Source organism: Arcicella rosea (assembly GCF_014204325.1).
In the GTDB taxonomy this organism is placed as follows: Bacteria; Bacteroidota; Bacteroidia; order Cytophagales; family Spirosomataceae; genus Arcicella; species Arcicella rosea_A.
The window spans coordinates 25139-45148 of the sequence record NZ_JACHKT010000021.1; the positions used below are offsets into that span (position 1 = coordinate 25139).

Genomic DNA, 20010 nt, shown 5'->3' on the forward strand with positions numbered 1-20010 from the left:
TACCTCTGTTAATTCACAATCATTAGTGCTAGGATGGATAACTTTCCGAAAAGGACTAATTTATGACTTGCAAAATTAAAGGTTTAATTAATATATTTTCTATCATTTCCTTAAAATACAAAGGTTTATGATTTTTGGACTTAAACGATTTTACTTCCAAGCCAAAAAATGGTTTCTAAAAGTACTAGAAAGACTAATAGTACTGTACAAGTTGTTTGCCATTTTTGTTTGTTGATATAACGAGCAATCACATAAGAAAGTGCTGTAAAGAAAAACGCACCGATTACATCTGCCGTATAATGAACGTGTTGAATCAATAACAAAACAGCAATAGAGACACCAGTTACAACCGCTAAAGCTTTTTCCCAAGGTTTTTCAAGAAACAACCAAATCATCACCATCGTTGCAGTATGCCCCGAAAAAAATAAATCTTTTGTGATAGGTTCTTTGTCTCCATAGATAAGTAATTCAGCAAACGTATCGTGAAGATGAACTAAATCTAAAGGAGGATTCAAAGGAAAAAAATAAATAGTTGACATCCGCAAGACGGTTTCAATGACAAACGTTATCGTAAAAAGTAGAAATAACTGTGGTTTAACCAATACTCTACAAAGCATGAAAATCAACATCCCATAAATAAGAGCAAAAATGGGTGTTGAAACATCAACCGCAGGAAGATGATTTAATACAAAATCAGAAAGATAAGCACCTTCACGCTTTTGAATATTGATGAAATATGGAGGAAATTGTGGGGCAGCAAAAAAGGCTATACTAAGTGTTGTTAGTAATTTAATGATAAATCCATTCGTTTTTAAAGCATCTTGCCAACGTTGCTGAACAACTAGAAGATAACTTTTTGGAGTCTTTGGTGGTTTTGTATTCGTAAGTATGTCATTCATCAGACAATCTAATTTTTTAATTGGTATTATCTTTGGATATTCTTTTAGATGAAAGCATTCTTTATCAATTTAAATTGTTATCAAACAGAATTCTTTCATAAAAAATACAAACTTACATCAAGTTTTAAACGTTATCAACAATGAAATCGAAAATTAATGTTGTACTTCTTGGAATATTTACATTGCTCGTAAATATTTCATGTGCTAAAGGTTCTGATAATCAGAAAAATACAGAAAAAATGAACAATGAAAAAGTCAATCTTGAAGGAACAGAAGTAGTGACGTTCGGAGCAGGATGTTTTTGGTGTGTAGAAGCCATTTTTCAACAAGTTGAAGGGGTTGTAAAAGTAGAGTCGGGCTACTCTGGTGGACAAGTAAAAAATCCAACTTATAAAGAAGTTTGTACAGGGCTTACTGGTCATGCAGAAGTAGTACAAGTAACATTCGACCCAAAGAAAATTTCTTTCGATAAAATTTTAGAAATTTTCTGGAAAACACATGACCCAACTACCTTGAATCGCCAAGGTGCTGATGAAGGGTCGCAATATCGTTCAGCGGTTTTTTATCATAACGAAGCACAGAAAAAAACAGCAGAGATTTGGAAAGCAAAATTGAATGCAGAACATGTTTTCCCGAATCCAATCGTTACAGAAATTACCGCTTTTTCTGTATTTTATCCCGCTGAAGACTATCACCAAGATTATTATGAACTGAATGGACATAATCCTTATTGCCAAGTAGTGATAAAACCAAAATTGGAAAAATTCACGAAGGTCTTTAAAGAGAATTTGAAGAAAATGAACTAGTTCAATAGAGACAATTATTTAAAAGGTTAAATTTGAGAAAATTTAGCCTTTTTTGTTATCAATAATCGAAAGAAGGTCATTTTAAAGACAATTATCCAAATTGATTTACTTTAAATTTGAGGCTGAATTAATACAAAGTTTCAATGAGTTATTTTTAAAAAGATAGAAAGAACTCACAGCCACAAATGACTGTTTAAAAAATTAAGCATATTATACAATCTATCAACAGATGAAAAAGTTATTTTTTAGTTTATTTATTTTACTTGTTTGTTCAGTAACAATTTCTGCACAAAAAGTTACACCTGCCAAATGGTCTTGGGCTTTATCAAAAGCAAATCCTATTGTTGGAGAAACGGTTGACATCGTTTTTACCGTCAATATCCAAGATGATTGGTATTTGTATTCTTCAGATTTTAGTGAAGATTTAGGTCCAACCGTTACGACGATTAAATTAAAGTCGAATGATACTTATGAGGCTGTTGGAGGCTTGAAAGCTATTAATCCATCAAAGAAATTCGATAAAGAAATCTGGAATGGTGAATATACTTACTTCAAACACAAAGCAACATTTCGCCAAAGTGTCAAGGTTTTGAAAGAGAAATTTCTGATTGAAGGTGCTTACGATAGCCAGTCGTGTTCAGATGTTTCAGGTCAATGTGTTCCTGTAAAAGGTACTTTCTCTTTAGTTGGAGCTGAAAAAAAAAACAGCAATGAAATTGAAGAAAAGGTAGTAAAGCCAACAGAAACCACAGTTGTTTCGCCAGTTATTAATAAAGATACCGTTTTAGCGAAAACAGATTCTGTCACCCAAACAGACAAATTGACTTCTGCAAAAACAGAAGCACCAATTGAAACAACCGTTGAAGAAACGCCTGTAGCACAAGAATCACTTTTTACTTTTTTCTGGGTAGCTTTTGGAGCAGGTTTATTGGCATTATTAACACCATGTGTGTATCCGCTTATTCCGATGACGGTAAGTTTTTTCACGAAACAAAAAGGTGGTAGAAAATTAGCATTCCTTTATGGCTTTTCTATTGTAGCGATTTATGTTTTATTCGGTACATTAATAGCAGCATTGGCTGGGCCTGGTTTTGCGAATTGGCTAAGTACTCATTGGATTCCTAATATGCTGTTTTTTGTCATTTTTGTTTTCTTCGGAATTTCATTTTTGGGTTGGTTTGAAATTGTTTTACCTTCCAATTTTGTCAATAAAATAGATGCTCAGTCGGATAGAGGTGGAATCATCGGAGTTTTCTTCATGGCATTTACTTTGGTTTTAGTTTCTTTCTCTTGTACTGGTCCAGTGGCTGGTTCAATTTTGATTGCTTCTGCCCAAGGCGAAATCATTAAGCCTATTATTGGTATGTTGGGCTTTTCATTAGCTTTCGCAATTCCATTTACTTTGTTTGCTATTTTTCCACAATGGTTGAAAAACTTGCCAAAATCTGGTGGCTGGATGAATTCAGTAAAAGTAATTTTAGGCTTTTTAGAATTGGCTTTAGCACTTAAATTTTTAAGTACAGCCGACCAAGTATATCACTGGGGAATTTTAGATAGAGAAGTTTATTTGGCTTTATGGATTGTGATTTTCGCTTTGATTGGTTTCTATTTATTAGGAAAAATCCAGTTACCTCATGACGATAAAACTGATAAAGTAAGCGTACCAAAAATGTTAATGGCAATTTTGGTTTTTGCTTTTGTGGTTTACATGATTCCCGGAATGTTTGGTGCACCTCTAAAAGCTTTGGCTGGTTGGTTGCCTCCACTTACTACGCAAGATTTTGTTTCGTCAGGTTCTTCCGTGAAATCTGAAGGTGATGCAAATTTCCCTAAGCCGAAATACAGCGAATTCCTTACTTTGCCACACGGGCTTCAAGGCTTTTTTGATTATGAAGAAGCTGTAGCATATTCTAAAAAAGTAAATAAACCAATTTTTATAGATTTTACAGGTCACGGTTGTGTGAATTGTAGAAAGATGGAAGAAAACGTTTGGTCGGATCCAGCAGTGTTAAAACGTTTGAAAGAAGATTATGTAGTGGTGGCTTTGTATGTGGATGACAAAACGGAATTACCCAAAGAAAAATGGTACACTTCTAAAGATGATGGACAAGAGAAAACTTCAATGGGCGACCAGAATTTAGATTTTCAAATTGTAAGATTTAACGGAAATGCACAGCCATATTATTGTTTGGTAAATCCAAATGATGAAAAAGGTACTTTGGCTGCTCCCAAAGCGTTTGATTCAAACGTTGAAACCTTTGTGAAATTTTTGGATGAAGGAAAAGCGAAGTATGCTGAGAAGCAATAAATTTTAAGGAAATTCAAGATGAGTCATCACGAATTTTGAAATAAAAAAGCGGTCGGAAAACTAATTTCGACCGCTTTTTTATGATTGATGAACAACGAATTCCTACTGTTTGAGCGGTAGCGAGTTTAGGAATTCTTGAATTTCTTTTGTTACTTTTCTTGTTTCAAGACAAGAAAAGTAAGGACTGACAATAATAAGTAGAAAACCTCTCAAATTGTCTCCAAAACGCACAATGTTAGGAAAAGTTCGGGATGACTCATGTTTATGGTAAAAACCTCAAGCGATTCAAGGCTTGTTGTTCAAGTCTGACTAACCTTTCCATTTCTTCCTCATACAAATTTGATTTTACTTCTAAGAAAATGAAGAATTGATAATCGGAATACTTTTGGAAAGTAAAACGGATTCTTTCTACTTGAAAATCCGAAGTAATAACAGCAACCATGTCTGGCTCGTAACGATTGATAATTCTTTGGCAAAGTTGTATATCATCCATCAGATTTTCGCCAAGAGCAAACTCCACAAAACGATTATGTGCAATACCTTCTTCTACTAAAAAATTCTGTAAATATTGTGCGTGTGGATATTCTGAAGTATTGAAATGACTACCAAAACCGCCCGTACAAAGCACATGAAATTCAGGATTATTTTTCAGGAATTTTAAAGCACCTAATGCTCTGTCAATCGCAATCGGAGAAAGATTGCCATCGAAAGTATTAGAGTCCGCCATCACAATCAGTAATCCATTCATTTTAAAATGCTATTTAATAGTTTATTATTCTTATTTGATAGAAGTACTCAACAAAGATAAGCCTAGAATCTGCAAATAGTTTTTTCCTTTGAAAAGGAATTTATGCAAAAAGTTTAACTTTGTGGTTCAAAAAACTGTCAAACCTTATGAATCTTACCCTTTCTCAAGATGCTGATAAGGCATCTATCTTTGAACAAATTGCTGCTGCTTTGGCAGAGGAAAATTTTACTGTTGTAAAGCAAGACCAAACTCGCCCTTGGGGAGGTTTCTTCGTGATTGATGAAGCACAAGCACCAGCTTTTGCAGCGAAGTATTTTCCACATTTGGAAATGTCTGAAATTCAAATTACTAATAAGCTGTCACCGAAAATTTTGGTTGTTGCCCCTGAAAAACGTTTGTCTTGGCAATATCATTTCCGTCGTGCTGAAATCTGGAAAGTAATTGCAGGTACAACTGTCGGCGTAAAAATTAGTGATACCGACGAAGAATCAGAAGAAGTAAAAGTACTGGAATCTGGAAGTTTTATTCAAATGGATACTGGCGAACGCCACCGTTTAATTGGTTTATCTGGTTGGGGAATCGTTGCTGAAATTTGGCAACATACTGATCCTGAAAAACCATCTGATGAAGACGATATCGTTAGATTACAAGATGATTTTGGAAGATAATTCCAACTATTTTTTATAAATGTACGTCTCTGGTTTAGCAAAGTATAAATCAACAAGTAAAAAGACTGTCAAAAACATCGTGTTTCTGGCAGTCTTTTTTGTGTTATATCCCCTAAAAAAAGAAGGCAGGTTATGATAAAGTGGGTATATTTTTTAAGAATGAAATGTGAAAAATGATTTTTTAGAAAAAATATTGAGATTCAGGATAAAGAGGGATATAAAAAAAATACAAATTGTTTTTAAGAGATTAAAGTTCATTGCGTAACAATTATTTAACATAACCTACACATATTAAATATCTAATGTGTCTTTGATGTTGTATCCGTTTATCCTAGTCATTCACCTTTTCTAAAAAAAATCATAAAAAACTTTAGAAACATTAAAAGTTTCCATAGCTTTGCAATAAGAAACTTTTAATGTTTCTAAAGTTTCCGTACCAAATTTTTATATCAATTGGAAATTAAAGAAAGAATCATCAAAAAGTCTAAAGAACTTTTTTTCCGTTACGGGGTGAAGTCCGTTACGATGGATGATATTGCAAACGAATTGGGAATCTCCAAAAAAACGATTTATCTACATTTTGAAGACAAAGATGATATTGTGTATCAATTGTTTCTAGGTGAAATGGTAGAAGATAAATGTGAATGGGACGATTTGTACAATACTTCTAGCAATGTCATTGAACGAATGGTGAAATCAATGGAGTTAATCAAGCAGGCATTTTCGGAGGTAAATCCAACAACATTGTTTGACATCAAGAAGTATCATCCTAGAGCATGGAATATATTTCAGGAACATAAACAACGCTTTATTTTAGAAAACCTTAAAAAAGACTTAGTTGAAGGAATTGAGCAAGGTTATTTTAGGAGTGAAATCAAAATAGATATTCTTGCCAAAATGAGATTAGAACAAATTGAAATGGGTTTTGATCCTCATATTTTTTCCATTACACAACATACGCTAGTAGAAGTACAATTAGAACTTTTAGACCATTTTATTCGAGGTGTTTTAACGAATAAAGGAACACAAATTTATAATGAATACCAACCCAAGTAAACTTCCAATGAGAAAACTTCTAAGAGGTAATTTGCTGTTATTTAGCATTTTAATTACTTCACAAATCGTAAAAGCCCAGCAAAGCTACTCTCTTCGTGAAGCGGTAGATTATGCTGTTAAAAATCATATCTCTATCAAAAATGCTCAAATTGATATTTTAAGTGCTGAGGCACGAGTGAGCGAGTTAAAAGGTATTGGCTTACCTCAACTGAATGGTAATTTTGGTTATACCAACAACTTAATCATTCAGAAAGTATTTGTTCCAGCTAAAACATTAGACCCTACTAATCCAAATCTCACTGATAATGATGTTACCCCACTTGCCTTTGCTGTTAAAAATAATGCACAAGCAGGTGTAAACCTTAGCCAAATTTTATTTGATGGGTCGTACTTACTTGGTCTTAAGGCTGCAGATGTATATAAAGAATTATCTAAAAAAACATTAGTACAAACGAAGCAACAAGCCGCAGAGAATGTAACGAAAGCTTATTATATCATTTTGGTAAACGAAGAGAGAATTAAATTGCTTGATTTAAATATAGGCCGTTTAGATTCTTTATTGAGAGATACTAGAGCATTGAATATACAAGGGTTTGCAGAAAAAATAGATGTGCAACGCCTTGAGGTTCAGATGAATAATTTGAAAATTGAAGCAAAGAATGTACAGCGTTTACAAGATTTAAGCTACCACTTATTGAAATTTCAAATGGGTAAGATGATAACTGAAACCATTACGTTAACGGATAAATTGGCTGATATCAACATTACTGAAGTATTGCCAGAAACACAGCAGGACTTTAAGTATGCTAATCGTATAGAATATTCTATTTTAGAAACACAGAATCGTTTGGCTGAACTTGATTTAAAAAATCAAAAGGTTGGTTATTTACCAAGAGTAATGCTAACTAGTGGCTACAGTTATTCTGCAGGTCGTCCTTCTTTTACAGACTTGGTTACTAAACCTTGGTTCAATGCGGCATCACTTGGTTTATCGATACAGATACCTATTTTCGATGGTTTTCAGAAAAAATACAAAATTGTACAATCTCAAAACAGTTTGCAAAAAGTAAAAAACAGTTTTGAATTATTAGAAAAATCAATCGATTTACAAGTAACACAAAGCCACATTACTTTAAAGAATGCTTATGAAACCCTTGAAGAGCAAAAAGCTAATATGGAATTGGCGAAGGAAGTAGTAAGAGTTTCTAAAATTAAATACCAACAAGGTGTAGGTTCAAACTTGGAAGTAGTAAATGCTGAAATTGCTTATAAAGAAGCTCAGACCAACTACTTTACAACATTTTACAATGCTTTAGTAGCTAAAGTGGATTTAGATAAAGCTCTTGGTCGTCTTTACAGTGAATAAATTCAAATAAAACATTAATTAATTTAGATTATAAAAGAAATTTACCCTCATATCAACATGAAATCTTTATTGAACAAACCAAATACCTCTAAGCTCGCTGGGCTTCAATTATTATTGGTGGGGAGTATGTTAACAAGTACTTTATTCTTAACGTCTTGTAGCAAACCAGTTGATAAAAAAGCTGAATTGGCTACCTTGAAAGCTGAACAAAAAGAACTAGATGTTAAAATCAAAGCCCTTGAAAAAGAAGTAGGTTTAAGTTCAGAAAAAACCGAAGCTAAAGTAATCACTGTGGCTGTAACGCCAATCCAAGCAGAAAGCTTCAAACATTTTGTAGAGGTACAAGGGGTGGTTACTTCAAAAAATATTCTTCAAGTTACACCACAAATGGCTGGTGCAATTACAAGTTTATTGATTGCGGAAGGTCAATCTGTGAAAAAAGGACAATTGGTTGCAACGATTGATAATAATGTACTGAAAGAATCTTTGGCTGAAATTAAGCATCAGCTAGAATTGGCAGTTACTTTATACAATAAGCAAAAAACACTTTGGGATCAACAAATTGGTACGGAAGTTCAATACCTTCAAGCAAAAGCGAATAAGGAATCTTTGGAGAAGCGTATCGTAACGATGGATGCACAATTGGCAATGAGCAAAGTATATGCACCTATTTCTGGAACGGTTGAAAAAGTTCTTTTGAAAGCAGGAGAAGTTGGTTCTCCAGGTGTGGCTATTGCTCAGATTGTTAATGTAGGTGACTTGAAAATTACGGCTAAAATTGCAGATACTTATGTAGGTTCTGTAAAACAAGGTGCTGGAATGACGGTGAAATTTCCTGACATTAATAAAGAGTTAAAAACAAGAATTTCAGTGGTAAATGCTCTGGTTGATCCTATTACTAGAACATTTGGTATTGAAGCTAACATCCCGAATTTAGGAGGAAATTTAAAACCAAACCAAGTAGCGATTGTAAATATTAACGATTTAACAAAAGCGAACTCATTGGTTGTGAATCAAAGCATTATTCAAAAAACAGAATTGGGCGATATCGTATATGTGGCAGTAACTGAAAACGGTAAGAAAATAGCACGTAGTAAAGTTGTTAAAACAGGTATTTCTTACAATGGGAATATTGAAATTTTAGAAGGGCTTACTGCGGGTGATTTGGTAATTACACAAGGTTATCAGGAATTAGTTGATGGTACTCCTGTGGCTTATTAACAATCAATATTGTCTGAACCACCATTAAAAATACTATCACTCAACGTTTATCATGAAAGAGCAAGAAGAAAACGAAGCCCTCACCAACGAGAAACACGGTGCAGGAGCTATATATAACATGATTGGTTGGTTGGCAACTAATCAAAAAACGGTGTATTTATTCACCGCAGTGTTGTTCGTTGTCGGTATAGTGATTTATAATATTTTACCGAAAGAACAATTCCCTGATATTAAAGTACCGCAAATTTATGTGCAAACAATTTATGCAGGTACAACGCCTGGGGATATTGAAAATACCATCACCAAACCGATTGAAAAGCAGATCAAGACGATTGCGGGAGTAAAAAAAGTAAAGTCTAACTCATTACAAGATTTCTCGATTATTCTAGTAGAATTCAATCCTGATGTGAAAGTAGATGACGCTTTAAGAAAAGTAAAAGATAAAGTTGATATTGTAGAATTACCAAAAGATTTAACAAAAAAGCCTGTTGTTCAGGATGTTAACTTTTCGGAATTCCCAATTATGAACATCAACTTGGCTGGAAACTTTCCATTGTCGAAGTTGAAAGATTTTGCTGAAGATTTACAAGATGAGATTGAAGGTTTACCAGAAATTACTCGTGTAGATATTGTTGGTGCGTTAACTCGTGAAATCCAGATTAACCTTGATTTATATAAAACGCAATCTGCGGGACTTACTTTTAGTGATGTTCAGATGGCGATTCAGGGTGAAAATGTTAACATTTCTGGGGGTGAACTTAGTGTAGAGGGTGTTCGTAGAACAATAAGAGTAAAAGGTGAATTTAAGTCGATGGAGCAAATCCAAAACATTCGTCTTCGCTCTTCTTTGGGTGCTACAGTACGTTTGGGCGATGTTGCCGAAGTAATCGACAGTAGTGAAGAACAACAAGATTTCGCTCGTTTGAACAACAAAAAAGTTGTTACATTGAACGTCATCAAACGTGGTGGAGCCAACTTGATTGCTGCTTCTGAAAAAATAGAAGAAATTATTGCGGAAGCAAAAGAAAGTCGTTTGCCACAAGGTTTAGAAGTAAAAATCACAGCCGATTCATCAGAAAGAACAAAAGGCGACATCAATGATTTGATTAATACCGTAATTCTAGGTTTTATCTTCGTGGTATTGGTTTTGATGTTCTTCATGGGTGTTCGTGATGCTATTTTCGTAGGTTTATCAGTTCCATTATCAGCATTATTAGCCTTTATTCCATTGTATTTCATGGGCTTTACTTTGAATACAATCGTACTTTTTGCCTTCTTACTCGGCTTAGGGATTGTTGTGGATGATGCTATCGTAGTTATCGAAAACTCGCACCGTATTTTCAACCGTTATCGTCATATTTCAATTGTTGATGCGGTGAAATTAGCGGCTTCTGAAGTATTTATTCCTGTATTATCAGGAACAACTACAACGATTATGCCTTTTGTACCTTTACTTTTTTGGCCAGGTATCGTTGGTGAATTCATGAAATTCTTACCAATTACGTTGATATGTACTTTGATTGCTTCTTTGATTGTTGCTTATGTGATGAACCCTGTTTTTGCAGTTTCATTCATGGTACGTCATGACGAAAACGAACATGTTGATACAAGTGTAGCATCCTTGAAAAAGCCTTTAATTATATTGGGTGTTTGTGCATTGTTGGGTTATTTTGTAAATGTTGGTTTGGGTAATTTCTTTGTGTTAATTATTCTTTTATATGCTTTCAACCACTTTATCCTTACGCCAAAAATCATTATTCCATTCCAAGAAAAATCATTACCTGCTTTCAAGAATAATTATCAGAAATTAATTTCTTGGGTAATTACAGGTTATCGTCCAGTATTTGCGGTAATTGGTATGGTTGTTTTGTTGATTTTCACTTTTGTGTTGATGGGAATTGTACAACCTAAAGTGATTTTCTTCCCAAGCGGCGATCCTGATTATGTTTATATCTACAACAACATGCCAATTGGTACTGATGCTAGAGTAACAGATTCGGTCACTAAAGTAATTGAGAAAAAGGTTTTTGAAGTATTGAAAAAAGAAAATGCTGAAGGAATTGTTAACTCTGTGATTTCAAATGTTGGTAAAAATGCTGGTGATCCTACCAATCCAGACAGAGCCCCAACGCCACATAAATCTAAAGTTACGGTTGCTTTTGTGAGTAAAATTAACCGTGGAGGAATTTCTTCAGAAGTAATTTTAGATAAAGTACGTAAAGAAATTAAAGCTTTGCCTTTGCCGGGTTCAGTAATTTCGGTTGACAGAGAAAACAATGGCCCGCCAACGGGTGCACCAATTGCCATTGAAATTGCAGGTGATGATTTCAACGAATTGGTGAAATTAGAAAAACAAGTTCGTCTTGCCATTGATAAATCTGGTATCAAAGGAATTGAAGAACTAAAATCTGATTTAATTATCAATAAGCCTGAAATTATTATTGATGTTGACAAAGAAAAAGCACAACGTGAAGGTATATCGTCTGCACAGGTAGCAATGGCAGTTCGTACAGCCTTGTTTGGTACAGAAATTTCTAAATACAGAGATGATAAAGATGAGTATCCAATTCAATTAAGAATCAAATCTGAAGACAGAAATCAGATTGAAAAATTATTGAGCTTGAATATTACTTATAGAGATATGGTAATGGGCGGACAGCTTCGTCAAGTACCGTTGAATTCTATTGCTAATATTTCATATTCAACATCATATAGCCAGATTAACCGTAAGAATCAAGAACGTGTGGTTACTTTGAGTTCAAACGTTGTTCAAGGATATAATGCCAATGAAATTGTAGCTGAAATTCAGACTTTAATTGATGATATGGAAGTAAAGAGTGGTTATACGCTTCGTATGGGTGGTGAGCAAGAAGACCAAAAAGAAACAGGTGATTTCTTGGCTGGAGCACTCATCGCAGCAGTATTATTGATTTTCTTGGTATTAGTAATGCAGTTCAACTCTATCTCGAAACCAATTATCATTTTTGTTACTATTTTACTTTCGTTTATTGGAGTATTATTGGGATTCATGGCATTTGGACAAACTTTCTCAGTAATCATGTCGGGTGTTGGGATTATTGCTCTGGCTGGTATTGTGGTAAAAAATGGTATTCTTTTGATAGAATTTACCGATGAATTAGTCCACAGAGGTTATCCATTAAAAAAAGCTATTATTGAAGCAGGAAGTACTCGTTTAACGCCAGTAATCTTAACAGCTGCCGCCGCAGTATTAGGCTTGGTTCCTTTAGCGATTGGTTTGAGTATCGACTTTGTGGCAATGTTTACTGAACTAAATCCACACATTCATACAGGCTCAGATAGTGCTGCATTCTGGAATATTTTGGCTTGGACAATTATCTACGGACTTACGTTCTCTACGATTCTTACCCTTGTAATCGTTCCTTGTATGTATTACATCAACGAAAGAATCAGACAAAAATACTTTGGAAAACCAGTAGTTCAAGAAGTGTAAAATACAAAGAAGCCACAGCGAAAGTTGTGGCTTCTTATTTTTTAAAAATTACAGACGGACTATTTTTGAAAAGAATCAACAAAGGTTTTCTTGAGTAATTTTCCTTTTTTTACTCTTTGCATTTCCTTTAAACTCTTCTCAATATCTTCAAGGGGTTCGATTGCTTTATTTTGTGCAAAAGTACCTTCTAGCTTTTTTAGGTCTTGGTATTTATCTGTTATGATTTCCCAAATTTTTATTGGTATAACTACTGCGGTCGTTTTCCCGTGAGTGTCTGATATATATTGTAGTGCCATAATTGTGATTATTTATGATGGATTTCATCGGCGGTTGTTTAATCAAATATAACATATTTTACCGTTTCTTGAATTTTTATTTTTTGTATTTTAACAAGAATTTGGATAGAATAAGTACATTTACTTAGGCTTTTGAGTTTATTTCGTAATAATCAATTTATGTTCTTTGATAGCACCAAGTGTTTTCACTTTTAGGAAATAAGTACCTTCTGGAAGTATTGTGGTAGGAATTACTTTGACCAACGTTTGTGTGATATTTATTTTTTCGAAGTTGATATTTCTGCCAAGTAAATCAAAAAAACTAAGTGCAGCTTCATCAACATCTTCCACTTTTACATAGAATTCTGTGGAATTTGTGGGATTGGGAAATACTCCGAATGGAATTTTTTCATCTGAAATAATAACAGATTGAGGTCTAAAAATTTGCTCTTTCCCATCTTTATCAATTTGTTTTAAACGATAATAGTTTGTTCCGAACAAAGGACTCTCATCAACAAATTGATAGTTAACAGTTTTTGAAGAGTTCCCAACAGCATTTATTTTGCTAATTTCGGCATAATCAATGGCGTTTCTACTTCTTTCCACTACAAAATATCCACTATTAATTTCTGTAGCAGTAGCCCAAGTAAGTGCTACTTTTTGATTCCCTGAATGTTGAGCTTTAAAAAAAGTAAGTTCAATAGGAAGTACCACGAAATCATTTTTAATGATGAAATTATCAAAATCCAAAGTAGGAGAACCTGTAATATTTTTCGTTAAAATTTTAAATTGTGTTAAGTTACCTAATGAATTATTTACAGGAAAATCATTACTGATTAGCGTTGTTCCAACATATAAATCATACTTTTTAGCATCTACTGTTCCACTTCTTATCCCATCGTTATAAGTCATTGAGCGAACATCATTATTAATCAATAAAGTAACGGTTAAAAACTGCGTAGCAACTTGACTAGTCCCTTGAATAATCAGGTTGGAAGGAGTATTTACACCAAATTTGATACTCATCACAGGGGTATTGGGTGCCGTCGTACTATTATCAAAGTTGGCACCGTTTCCGAAATAGAATTCAACAGCGTCGGGGTTTTCTGCACCAATACTGCTGGCTCTAACCGAAAACTGTACATATAATGTGGAAGGTATTGGCGAAAATGCTGTACTTCTAGTAGCTCTACAAATGGAATTATTACCGAGGAATTTTAAAAACTTCTCGCCAGTCGCTGTGATTAAAGCATTTGTTATGTAATTGAACTGCCCTATGGTTGGAGCTGTGGCATTTTCAAAAGGAGCTTGCGAGCTAGAGGTAGCTGCATTGAAGTTTTGACTGAAGTAAATGGTTTGTGCTTTGCAAGTTGAGAAAAAAAATCCCCAAGCAAGTAGTATAAGTGCTGATTTCATGAGCATAACAGGTTGTGACATTGTAGATTTTCTACACTAAAATAAATAAAAAAAATAATTGATGAAAATATTATTTACTTTTTATGTCTGAAAATCAATTGATTGAGCCTTTTTATGAATTTGTACTACCTAATCAACTAAAGAGTACATCAAAATATACTTTTAGGTGCTATTCAAGATTTTGAAATTTATACTCAGGCATAGAATTTGTAAATACAGCAGAGAAAGAGTTTTATATGATTAGATTTTTTGATAAATTGACGTATTATCTTTGTGGTATTATTATCCTTATCTTTTAAAAATCTTGGGTAGGAAAAAAACTACCTTTAATCAACTAATACTCTATGCAACGCAGAACCTTTATTAAACAAACAACCGCTTTGTCGGCTATTGCTTCGGTAAGTGCTAAAGCTTCTAATACTCAAAATGTGGCTAAATTTCCAGTTGTTCTTTCAACTTGGAAAAATGAAAAAGCTAATAATGCTGCTTGGGAATCACTCCAAAAGACAGGAAGAGCTTTAGATGCTGTTGAAGCAGGAGCGAGAATTCCAGAAGCTGATCCAAATGATACTTCGGTAGGATACGGTGGTTTTCCTGATAGAGATGGGAATGTTACTTTAGATGCCTGTATTATGGACGAAAAAGGGAATGCAGGTTCGGTTACTTTTTTACAACATATCATGCACCCGATTTCTGTAGCGAGAGCAGTAATGGAAAAAACGCCACACGTAATGCTTTCTGGTGAAGGTGCTTTACAGTTTGCTCTTTCGCAAGGTTTCAAAAAAGAAAATTTATTGACAGAAACTGCTAGAAAAGCTTGGGAGGATTGGAAGAAAACGTCTAAATACGAACCTAAAATTAACATAGAACGCCATGACACCATTGGTTTACTTGCTTTAGGGAATCAAGGAGAAATATCTGGTGCGTGTACAACAAGTGGATTAGCCTTTAAAATGCACGGAAGAGTAGGAGATTCACCCGTAATTGGTGCAGCCGTTTTTTGTGATGATGAAGTAGGGGGTGCTTGTGCAACAGGACTTGGTGAATTTGTGTTGAAAACGCTTGGTTCGTTTTTGATAGTAGAATTAATGCGAAATGGAAAGACTCCTCAGAAAGCTTGTGAAGAAGCCATCATGAGAATTGTAAAAAGATATAATTACAAAGAATTTCAAATTGGTTACTTGGCACTAAATAAGAAAGGAGAGTATGGTGCTTATGCAATTCAACCCGGATTCAACTATACACTAACAAAAGATGGAGTGACCAAAGTGTATGAGTCTGGTTCGTATATGAAATAAGAATTTGTTGAAAAATAAATAATGCAGACAACCATTTTTGCATTTAATGCGTCTTTGATGATGGTGTTTAGTTTCGATAATTACCACTACATTCTAAGCAATTAACTATTGATTACGGCACTGAACAAAATATTTACCGTTTAATAAATTAAAGAACACATAATGTGAAGTCTTTTGTAATTTTCGGAAATTAATTTGTATTTTTGCGTCCAATAATATGAGAAAAGTACAATTAACTTTATGGATAAATGAAATTAATAGCAATTAAAAACAATTGATTTCAAAGAAACCGATGAAACGAATTTTAAAGAATAATCCTATCGTAGTAATCTCCATTTTGTTACTTTCTGTAGCGACTGTTATTACTTACAGTAGAAACATAGAAGCCTTAAATAACGCTAATAAAGGGTTTTTCTCAGGAAAAATCAGTTTTGGAGATAGCTATAAGCATGTTATTTTCGCTGATAAAGTAGAAGTAAAAAAAGGGATAGAAAAAGGTTTAAAAACTTTATCAATAGCAATAATTGATGAAAAGACCTCAGAATCCGTTTTTGTGAAGCTCTATGATGTTCAAGAAAAAGGTACGTTTTTTATTCCAGGTGAAGGTAAAGTACAAAATATAGGAAATTTAATAAAAGATGTTAACCGTTTCAGAGAATTGAATAATTTTTATCAAACAACATTATCAAATGATGAAGGGCTGAAAAACGGAGTAGGTAGAGTAAATATTACAAAATTAACTGATACCGAAATAGAAGGGGAACTGATAATTATTGGCAATAACTCTGAAGGAAAGCAAGCTCAATTAGAATCTGCAAGGTTTAAAGCAAAGATTTAGCACAAAATGAGTACTTAACAGGCTCATTTAACAATATTATATTTAGTGGTTAGGTGATACTAAAACGTCTGTGGCATTTGCATCAGACGTTTTTTCTTTTTATTATGGGCTTAGATGTGACTGATAATCAAAACAAAACACACAAAGCTTTTGTATTTAACTAAGATTACGTAATTTTGCACCCTAATTTATTAGGATAAAGGCGAACATAATTAGAAAGAACTTTTTTTAATCTATTTTATTGGTCTTAATTAACCTAAGAAAAACGATAAAAAACAAATAATCAACATATTAACAATGGCACGTGATTTAAAGTACACAAGAAACATTGGTATTGCTGCTCACATTGATGCGGGAAAAACAACCACCACTGAACGTATTCTTTACTATGCTGGCGTAAGCCACAAAATTGGTGAGGTACACGATGGTGCAGCAACAATGGACTGGATGGAGCAGGAGCAAGAAAGAGGTATTACCATTACTTCAGCTGCAACTACTGTAGGCTGGAAATACAGAGAACAAGATTACCACATTAACATTATCGATACTCCTGGTCACGTTGACTTTACCGTTGAGGTAAACCGTTCTTTACGTGTATTAGATGGTCTTGTGTTTTTATTTAGTGCTGTTGATGGTGTTGAGCCTCAATCTGAAACTAACTGGCGTTTAGCGAATAACTATAACGTAGCTCGTTTAGGTTTTGTGAATAAAATGGACCGTTCAGGTGCTGATTTCTTGAACGTTTGTAAGCAAGTAAAAGAAATGTTAGGTTCTTATGCTGTGCCTTTACAATTACCAATCGGTTCAGAAGATACTTTCGAGGGTGTTGTTGACTTAGTTAACTTCCGTGGTATCAAATGGAATGAGCATGATAAAGGAATGACTTTTGAAGTTGTGCCTATTCCTGAAGATATGATTGATGAAGCAACTGAATACCGTGAGAAATTATTAGAAGCAGTAGCTGATTTTGATGAGACATTGATGGAGAAATTCTTTGAAGATCCAGAATCAATTTCTGAAGATGAAATCTTAGCCGCTCTTCGTGCAGCAACGATTGGTATGAAAATCGTTCCTATGCTTTGTGGTTCTTCTTTCAAAAACAAAGGTGTTCAAACAATGTTAGACTATGTGATGGCATTATTGCCTTCACCATTAGACAGACAAAACACTATCGGTACTGATCCTCGTACTGATGCTGAAATTGTTCGTCACCCTACAGTTACTGACCCATTTGCAGGTTTAGCATTCAAAATTGCAACTGACCCTTACGTAGGTCGTTTATGTTTTGTTCGTGCTTATTCTGGAGTATTAGAAGCAGGTTCTTATGTATTGAACAACCGTTCAGGAAACAAAGAACGTATTTCTCGTATCTTCCAAATGCACGCTAACAAGCAAAATTCTATCGAAAGATTAGAAGCTGGTGATATCGCTGCGGTTGTTGGGTTTAAAGACATCAAGACTGGAGATACTCTTTCTGATGAAAAACACCCAATCGTGCTTGAATCAATGGTATTCCCTGAGCCAGTTATCGGATATGCAATTGAGCCTAAGAAATCGGCTGACCAAGATAACTTCTCTAAAGCTATCGGTAAATTAATCGAAGAAGATCCAACGTTAAAAGTTGAATCTAACGAAGAAACTGGTCAGACTATCATCAAAGGTATGGGTGAACTTCACCTTGAAATCATCATCGACCGTATGCGTCGTGAATTCAAAGTTGAAGTAAACCAAGGAGCTCCACAAGTAGCTTACAAAGAATCATTGACGAAATCTACTGAACACCGTGAAGTTTACAAAAAACAATCAGGTGGTAAAGGTAAATTCGCCGATATCGCATTTGAAATCGGACCAAGAGAAGATGGAAAAGACGGATTGGAATTTGTTAATGCTATTGTTGGTGGTGTTATTCCAAGAGAATTTATTCCTTCAATTCAAAAAGGATTTGAAGCTGCGATGAAAAATGGTGCTTTAGCTGGATACCCAATGGATTCAATGAAAGTTCGTTTATTCCACGGTTCTTTCCACGATGTCGATTCAGATGCGTTGTCATTCGAAATGGCTGCTCGTATGGGTTACAAAGAAGCTGCTAAACAAGCTGGGGCTAAAATTATGGAACCAATCATGGCAGTAGAAGTTGTTACTCCTGATGAATACACTGGACCAATCACTGGTGACATGAACCGTCGTCGTGGTATGATGAAAGGTATGGATTCAAAACAAGGTGCTGTAATCTTGAAAGCGGATATTCCTTTATCTGAATTGTTCGGTTATATTACTGACTTACGTACGATGTCTTCTGGACGTGCTACTGCAAACTTAACTTTCTCTCACTATGAATTCGTGCCACAAAACTTGGCAGATGAAATCGTGAAAAAAGCGAAAGGTTTATAATAGCCATTCAGCGTCACAATAAAAAAAGCCTTCACTTTAACAAGTGAGGGCTTTTTACTTTTTTGTAACCTAAAAATTCTACTAAGTAAGTTTCAAAATATTTTTTCCACCCGACAACAAACACATTTCCTTAAACTTCCCTGGCGTAATGCCAACATGCTTTTTGAAAATAATAAAGAAGTAATTGGTACTTCCAAAGCCTGCTTTGAAACAAGCATCACTAATATCATTTCGGGTTTCTGCTAATAGTTCTTTGGCAATTTTGATTCTTTCTTGATTGATAAAATCAATAGGAGTAATGCCTAATTCTCTTTTGAATTGTCGAAAGAAATTGGGTTTACTCATGCAAGCTAAATCACACAATTTTTCAATACTCAATTTCTCCGTAATATGTTCTTTGATGTATTGAATCACAAAAGCAAAACGATTAGTGTTGGCGTATTTCTTGTAATTATCTACAATTAATACTCTTGCTTGCGTTTGCATCAATCTGATTAATAATTCATTAATCATAAAATTGGCAAATAAATCTTTTGCCGAATTGGTTTCTGTTGAAACCTTTACCAGACGGTCGATTGTGTTGGTTACTTCTAAAGAATTTTTTAAATGGAAAGTATCTAAATCTATCTGCCAAGATTCATGCTCTTCTACTTTGGCATATTTTTCGTTCAATAAATTTACAGTTTCCTTAATTTGTTCGCTTTTGATTGCCAAAGCCATACATTGTGTTGGGTTGGAAAAGTCAGCTTCTGGAAAATCTATTTTCATTTCTTCATTCGCTGGCACAATGACAGATTCGCCTGGAAGATATTCAAAACCTTGTTTATCAAAAAGGTGCATTACTTTTTTCCCTCTGAACATCGTTGTCAACACAAAACTATTGAACTTCAAATGTACGTCTTCACTCTTTTGATGGGTTTCAAAAATATTCAATTCAAAATTATCTAATGAATATACAGTACGGTTCTCGACGAGTGTCAGTAAATCCTTTATCGGCTTTAAAGAGGGCGACTGGGGTTTATGGATTTGTCTCATGTTGATTTTGTACTTTGTGTTTTATTAGGATTCAAATTCTTTAAGACTTTCTTGCAATAATACAATCGCTAGGTTACTGATGCAATTGAGCCAATCTTCAATGATACGATTGTCAATTTTTATGAGAGTATCATCAATTTTTCAGCCGTCTTGTTGGATTATGGCATTTAATTATAATGATACTATCATCAAGTTTTGTGATATAAAAGTAAA

Annotated in this window: 15 protein-coding genes; 10 read left to right on the forward strand and 5 right to left on the reverse strand. The window is 34.2% G+C overall.

Going from position 1 to position 20010, the window contains the following annotated elements; translation table 11 throughout:
• Positions 1-140 precede the first annotated feature (140 nt).
• Entirely contained in the window at positions 141-899 is a 759-nt protein-coding gene (locus tag HNP25_RS14145) for a phosphatase PAP2-related protein (RefSeq protein ID WP_184135125.1), read from the reverse strand.
• A 239-nt stretch (positions 900-1138) separates the two neighbouring features.
• Between HNP25_RS14145 and msrA the strand changes: the two genes are divergently transcribed.
• Entirely contained in the window at positions 1139-1705 is a 567-nt protein-coding gene (gene msrA / locus HNP25_RS14150) for a peptide-methionine (S)-S-oxide reductase MsrA (RefSeq protein WP_409012515.1), read from the forward strand.
• 229 nt (positions 1706-1934) lie between these two features.
• On the forward strand, positions 1935-4013 hold the full coding sequence (locus HNP25_RS14155; protein WP_184135128.1) for a protein-disulfide reductase DsbD family protein: 2079 nt from the start codon (positions 1935-1937) through the stop codon (positions 4011-4013).
• A gap of 262 nt (positions 4014-4275) precedes the next feature.
• On the opposite strand, the gene HNP25_RS14160 is transcribed toward HNP25_RS14155, so the two are convergent.
• Positions 4276-4761: an ElyC/SanA/YdcF family protein gene (locus tag HNP25_RS14160; RefSeq protein WP_184135130.1), complete on the reverse strand. Its 486-nt coding sequence runs from the start codon at positions 4759-4761 to the stop codon at positions 4276-4278.
• Positions 4762-4907: 146 nt separating this feature from the next.
• Here HNP25_RS14160 and HNP25_RS14165 point away from each other — a divergent pair, with 146 nt between their 5' ends.
• The 5 genes from HNP25_RS14165 (at position 4908) to HNP25_RS14185 (ending at position 12544) form a co-directional block, all read left to right on the forward strand.
• Positions 4908-5429, forward strand: a complete 522-nt coding sequence (locus HNP25_RS14165; protein WP_184135132.1) for a cupin domain-containing protein — start codon at positions 4908-4910, stop codon at positions 5427-5429.
• A gap of 453 nt (positions 5430-5882) precedes the next feature.
• Complete coding sequence (locus tag HNP25_RS14170; protein WP_184135133.1) at positions 5883-6485, forward strand: TetR/AcrR family transcriptional regulator; 603 nt, start codon at positions 5883-5885, stop codon at positions 6483-6485.
• Positions 6486-6492: 7 nt separating this feature from the next.
• A complete protein-coding gene (locus HNP25_RS14175; RefSeq protein ID WP_229202870.1) occupies positions 6493-7851 on the forward strand; it encodes a TolC family protein in 1359 nt (452 codons plus the stop codon).
• Positions 7852-7908: 57 nt separating this feature from the next.
• Positions 7909-9072, forward strand: a complete 1164-nt coding sequence (locus HNP25_RS14180) for an efflux RND transporter periplasmic adaptor subunit (protein WP_184135135.1) — start codon at positions 7909-7911, stop codon at positions 9070-9072.
• A gap of 118 nt (positions 9073-9190) precedes the next feature.
• Positions 9191-12544, forward strand: a complete 3354-nt coding sequence (locus tag HNP25_RS14185; protein ID WP_184135199.1) for an efflux RND transporter permease subunit — start codon at positions 9191-9193, stop codon at positions 12542-12544.
• Between the two features lie 59 nt (positions 12545-12603).
• On the opposite strand, the gene HNP25_RS14190 is transcribed toward HNP25_RS14185, so the two are convergent.
• A complete protein-coding gene (locus HNP25_RS14190; protein ID WP_184135136.1) occupies positions 12604-12840 on the reverse strand; it encodes a hypothetical protein in 237 nt (78 codons plus the stop codon).
• Positions 12841-12978: 138 nt separating this feature from the next.
• A complete protein-coding gene (locus HNP25_RS14195; RefSeq protein ID WP_184135138.1) occupies positions 12979-14235 on the reverse strand; it encodes a T9SS type A sorting domain-containing protein in 1257 nt (418 codons plus the stop codon).
• 344 nt (positions 14236-14579) lie between these two features.
• Between HNP25_RS14195 and HNP25_RS14200 the strand changes: the two genes are divergently transcribed.
• The 3 genes from HNP25_RS14200 to fusA all read left to right on the forward strand — a co-directional run bounded on the left by HNP25_RS14200 (position 14580) and on the right by fusA (position 18762).
• Positions 14580-15533, forward strand: a complete 954-nt coding sequence (locus HNP25_RS14200) for a glycosylasparaginase (protein WP_184135139.1) — start codon at positions 14580-14582, stop codon at positions 15531-15533.
• 292 nt (positions 15534-15825) lie between these two features.
• Positions 15826-16371: a hypothetical protein gene (locus HNP25_RS14205; protein ID WP_184135141.1), complete on the forward strand. Its 546-nt coding sequence runs from the start codon at positions 15826-15828 to the stop codon at positions 16369-16371.
• A 297-nt stretch (positions 16372-16668) separates the two neighbouring features.
• Positions 16669-18762, forward strand: a complete 2094-nt coding sequence (gene fusA / locus HNP25_RS14210; protein WP_184135142.1) for an elongation factor G — start codon at positions 16669-16671, stop codon at positions 18760-18762.
• Positions 18763-18843: 81 nt separating this feature from the next.
• On the opposite strand, the gene HNP25_RS14215 is transcribed toward fusA, so the two are convergent.
• Positions 18844-19797, reverse strand: a complete 954-nt coding sequence (locus HNP25_RS14215; protein WP_184135143.1) for an AraC family transcriptional regulator — start codon at positions 19795-19797, stop codon at positions 18844-18846.
• Between the last annotated feature and the right edge of the window lie 213 nt (positions 19798-20010).

What these genes read in the sequence shown, in the direction of transcription:
- HNP25_RS14165 (WP_184135132.1), top strand. Translation starts at nt 4,908, where the DNA reads ATGAATCTTACCCTTTCTCAAGATGCTGATAAGGCATCTATCTTTGAA.
- HNP25_RS14215 (WP_184135143.1), bottom strand. Translation starts at nt 19,797, where the DNA reads ATGAGACAAATCCATAAACCCCAGTCGCCCTCTTTAAAGCCGATAAAG.
- HNP25_RS14160 (WP_184135130.1), bottom strand. Translation starts at nt 4,761, where the DNA reads ATGAATGGATTACTGATTGTGATGGCGGACTCTAATACTTTCGATGGC.
- HNP25_RS14195 (WP_184135138.1), bottom strand. Translation starts at nt 14,235, where the DNA reads ATGAAATCAGCACTTATACTACTTGCTTGGGGATTTTTTTTCTCAACT.
- HNP25_RS14205 (WP_184135141.1), top strand. Translation starts at nt 15,826, where the DNA reads ATGAAACGAATTTTAAAGAATAATCCTATCGTAGTAATCTCCATTTTG.
- HNP25_RS14155 (WP_184135128.1), top strand. Translation starts at nt 1,935, where the DNA reads ATGAAAAAGTTATTTTTTAGTTTATTTATTTTACTTGTTTGTTCAGTA.
- msrA (WP_409012515.1), top strand. Translation starts at nt 1,139, where the DNA reads ATGAACAATGAAAAAGTCAATCTTGAAGGAACAGAAGTAGTGACGTTC.
- HNP25_RS14180 (WP_184135135.1), top strand. Translation starts at nt 7,909, where the DNA reads ATGAAATCTTTATTGAACAAACCAAATACCTCTAAGCTCGCTGGGCTT.
- HNP25_RS14175 (WP_229202870.1), top strand. Translation starts at nt 6,493, where the DNA reads ATGAGAAAACTTCTAAGAGGTAATTTGCTGTTATTTAGCATTTTAATT.
- HNP25_RS14190 (WP_184135136.1), bottom strand. Translation starts at nt 12,840, where the DNA reads ATGGCACTACAATATATATCAGACACTCACGGGAAAACGACCGCAGTA.
- fusA (WP_184135142.1), top strand. Translation starts at nt 16,669, where the DNA reads ATGGCACGTGATTTAAAGTACACAAGAAACATTGGTATTGCTGCTCAC.
- HNP25_RS14145 (WP_184135125.1), bottom strand. Translation starts at nt 899, where the DNA reads ATGAATGACATACTTACGAATACAAAACCACCAAAGACTCCAAAAAGT.
- HNP25_RS14185 (WP_184135199.1), top strand. Translation starts at nt 9,191, where the DNA reads ATGATTGGTTGGTTGGCAACTAATCAAAAAACGGTGTATTTATTCACC.
- HNP25_RS14200 (WP_184135139.1), top strand. Translation starts at nt 14,580, where the DNA reads ATGCAACGCAGAACCTTTATTAAACAAACAACCGCTTTGTCGGCTATT.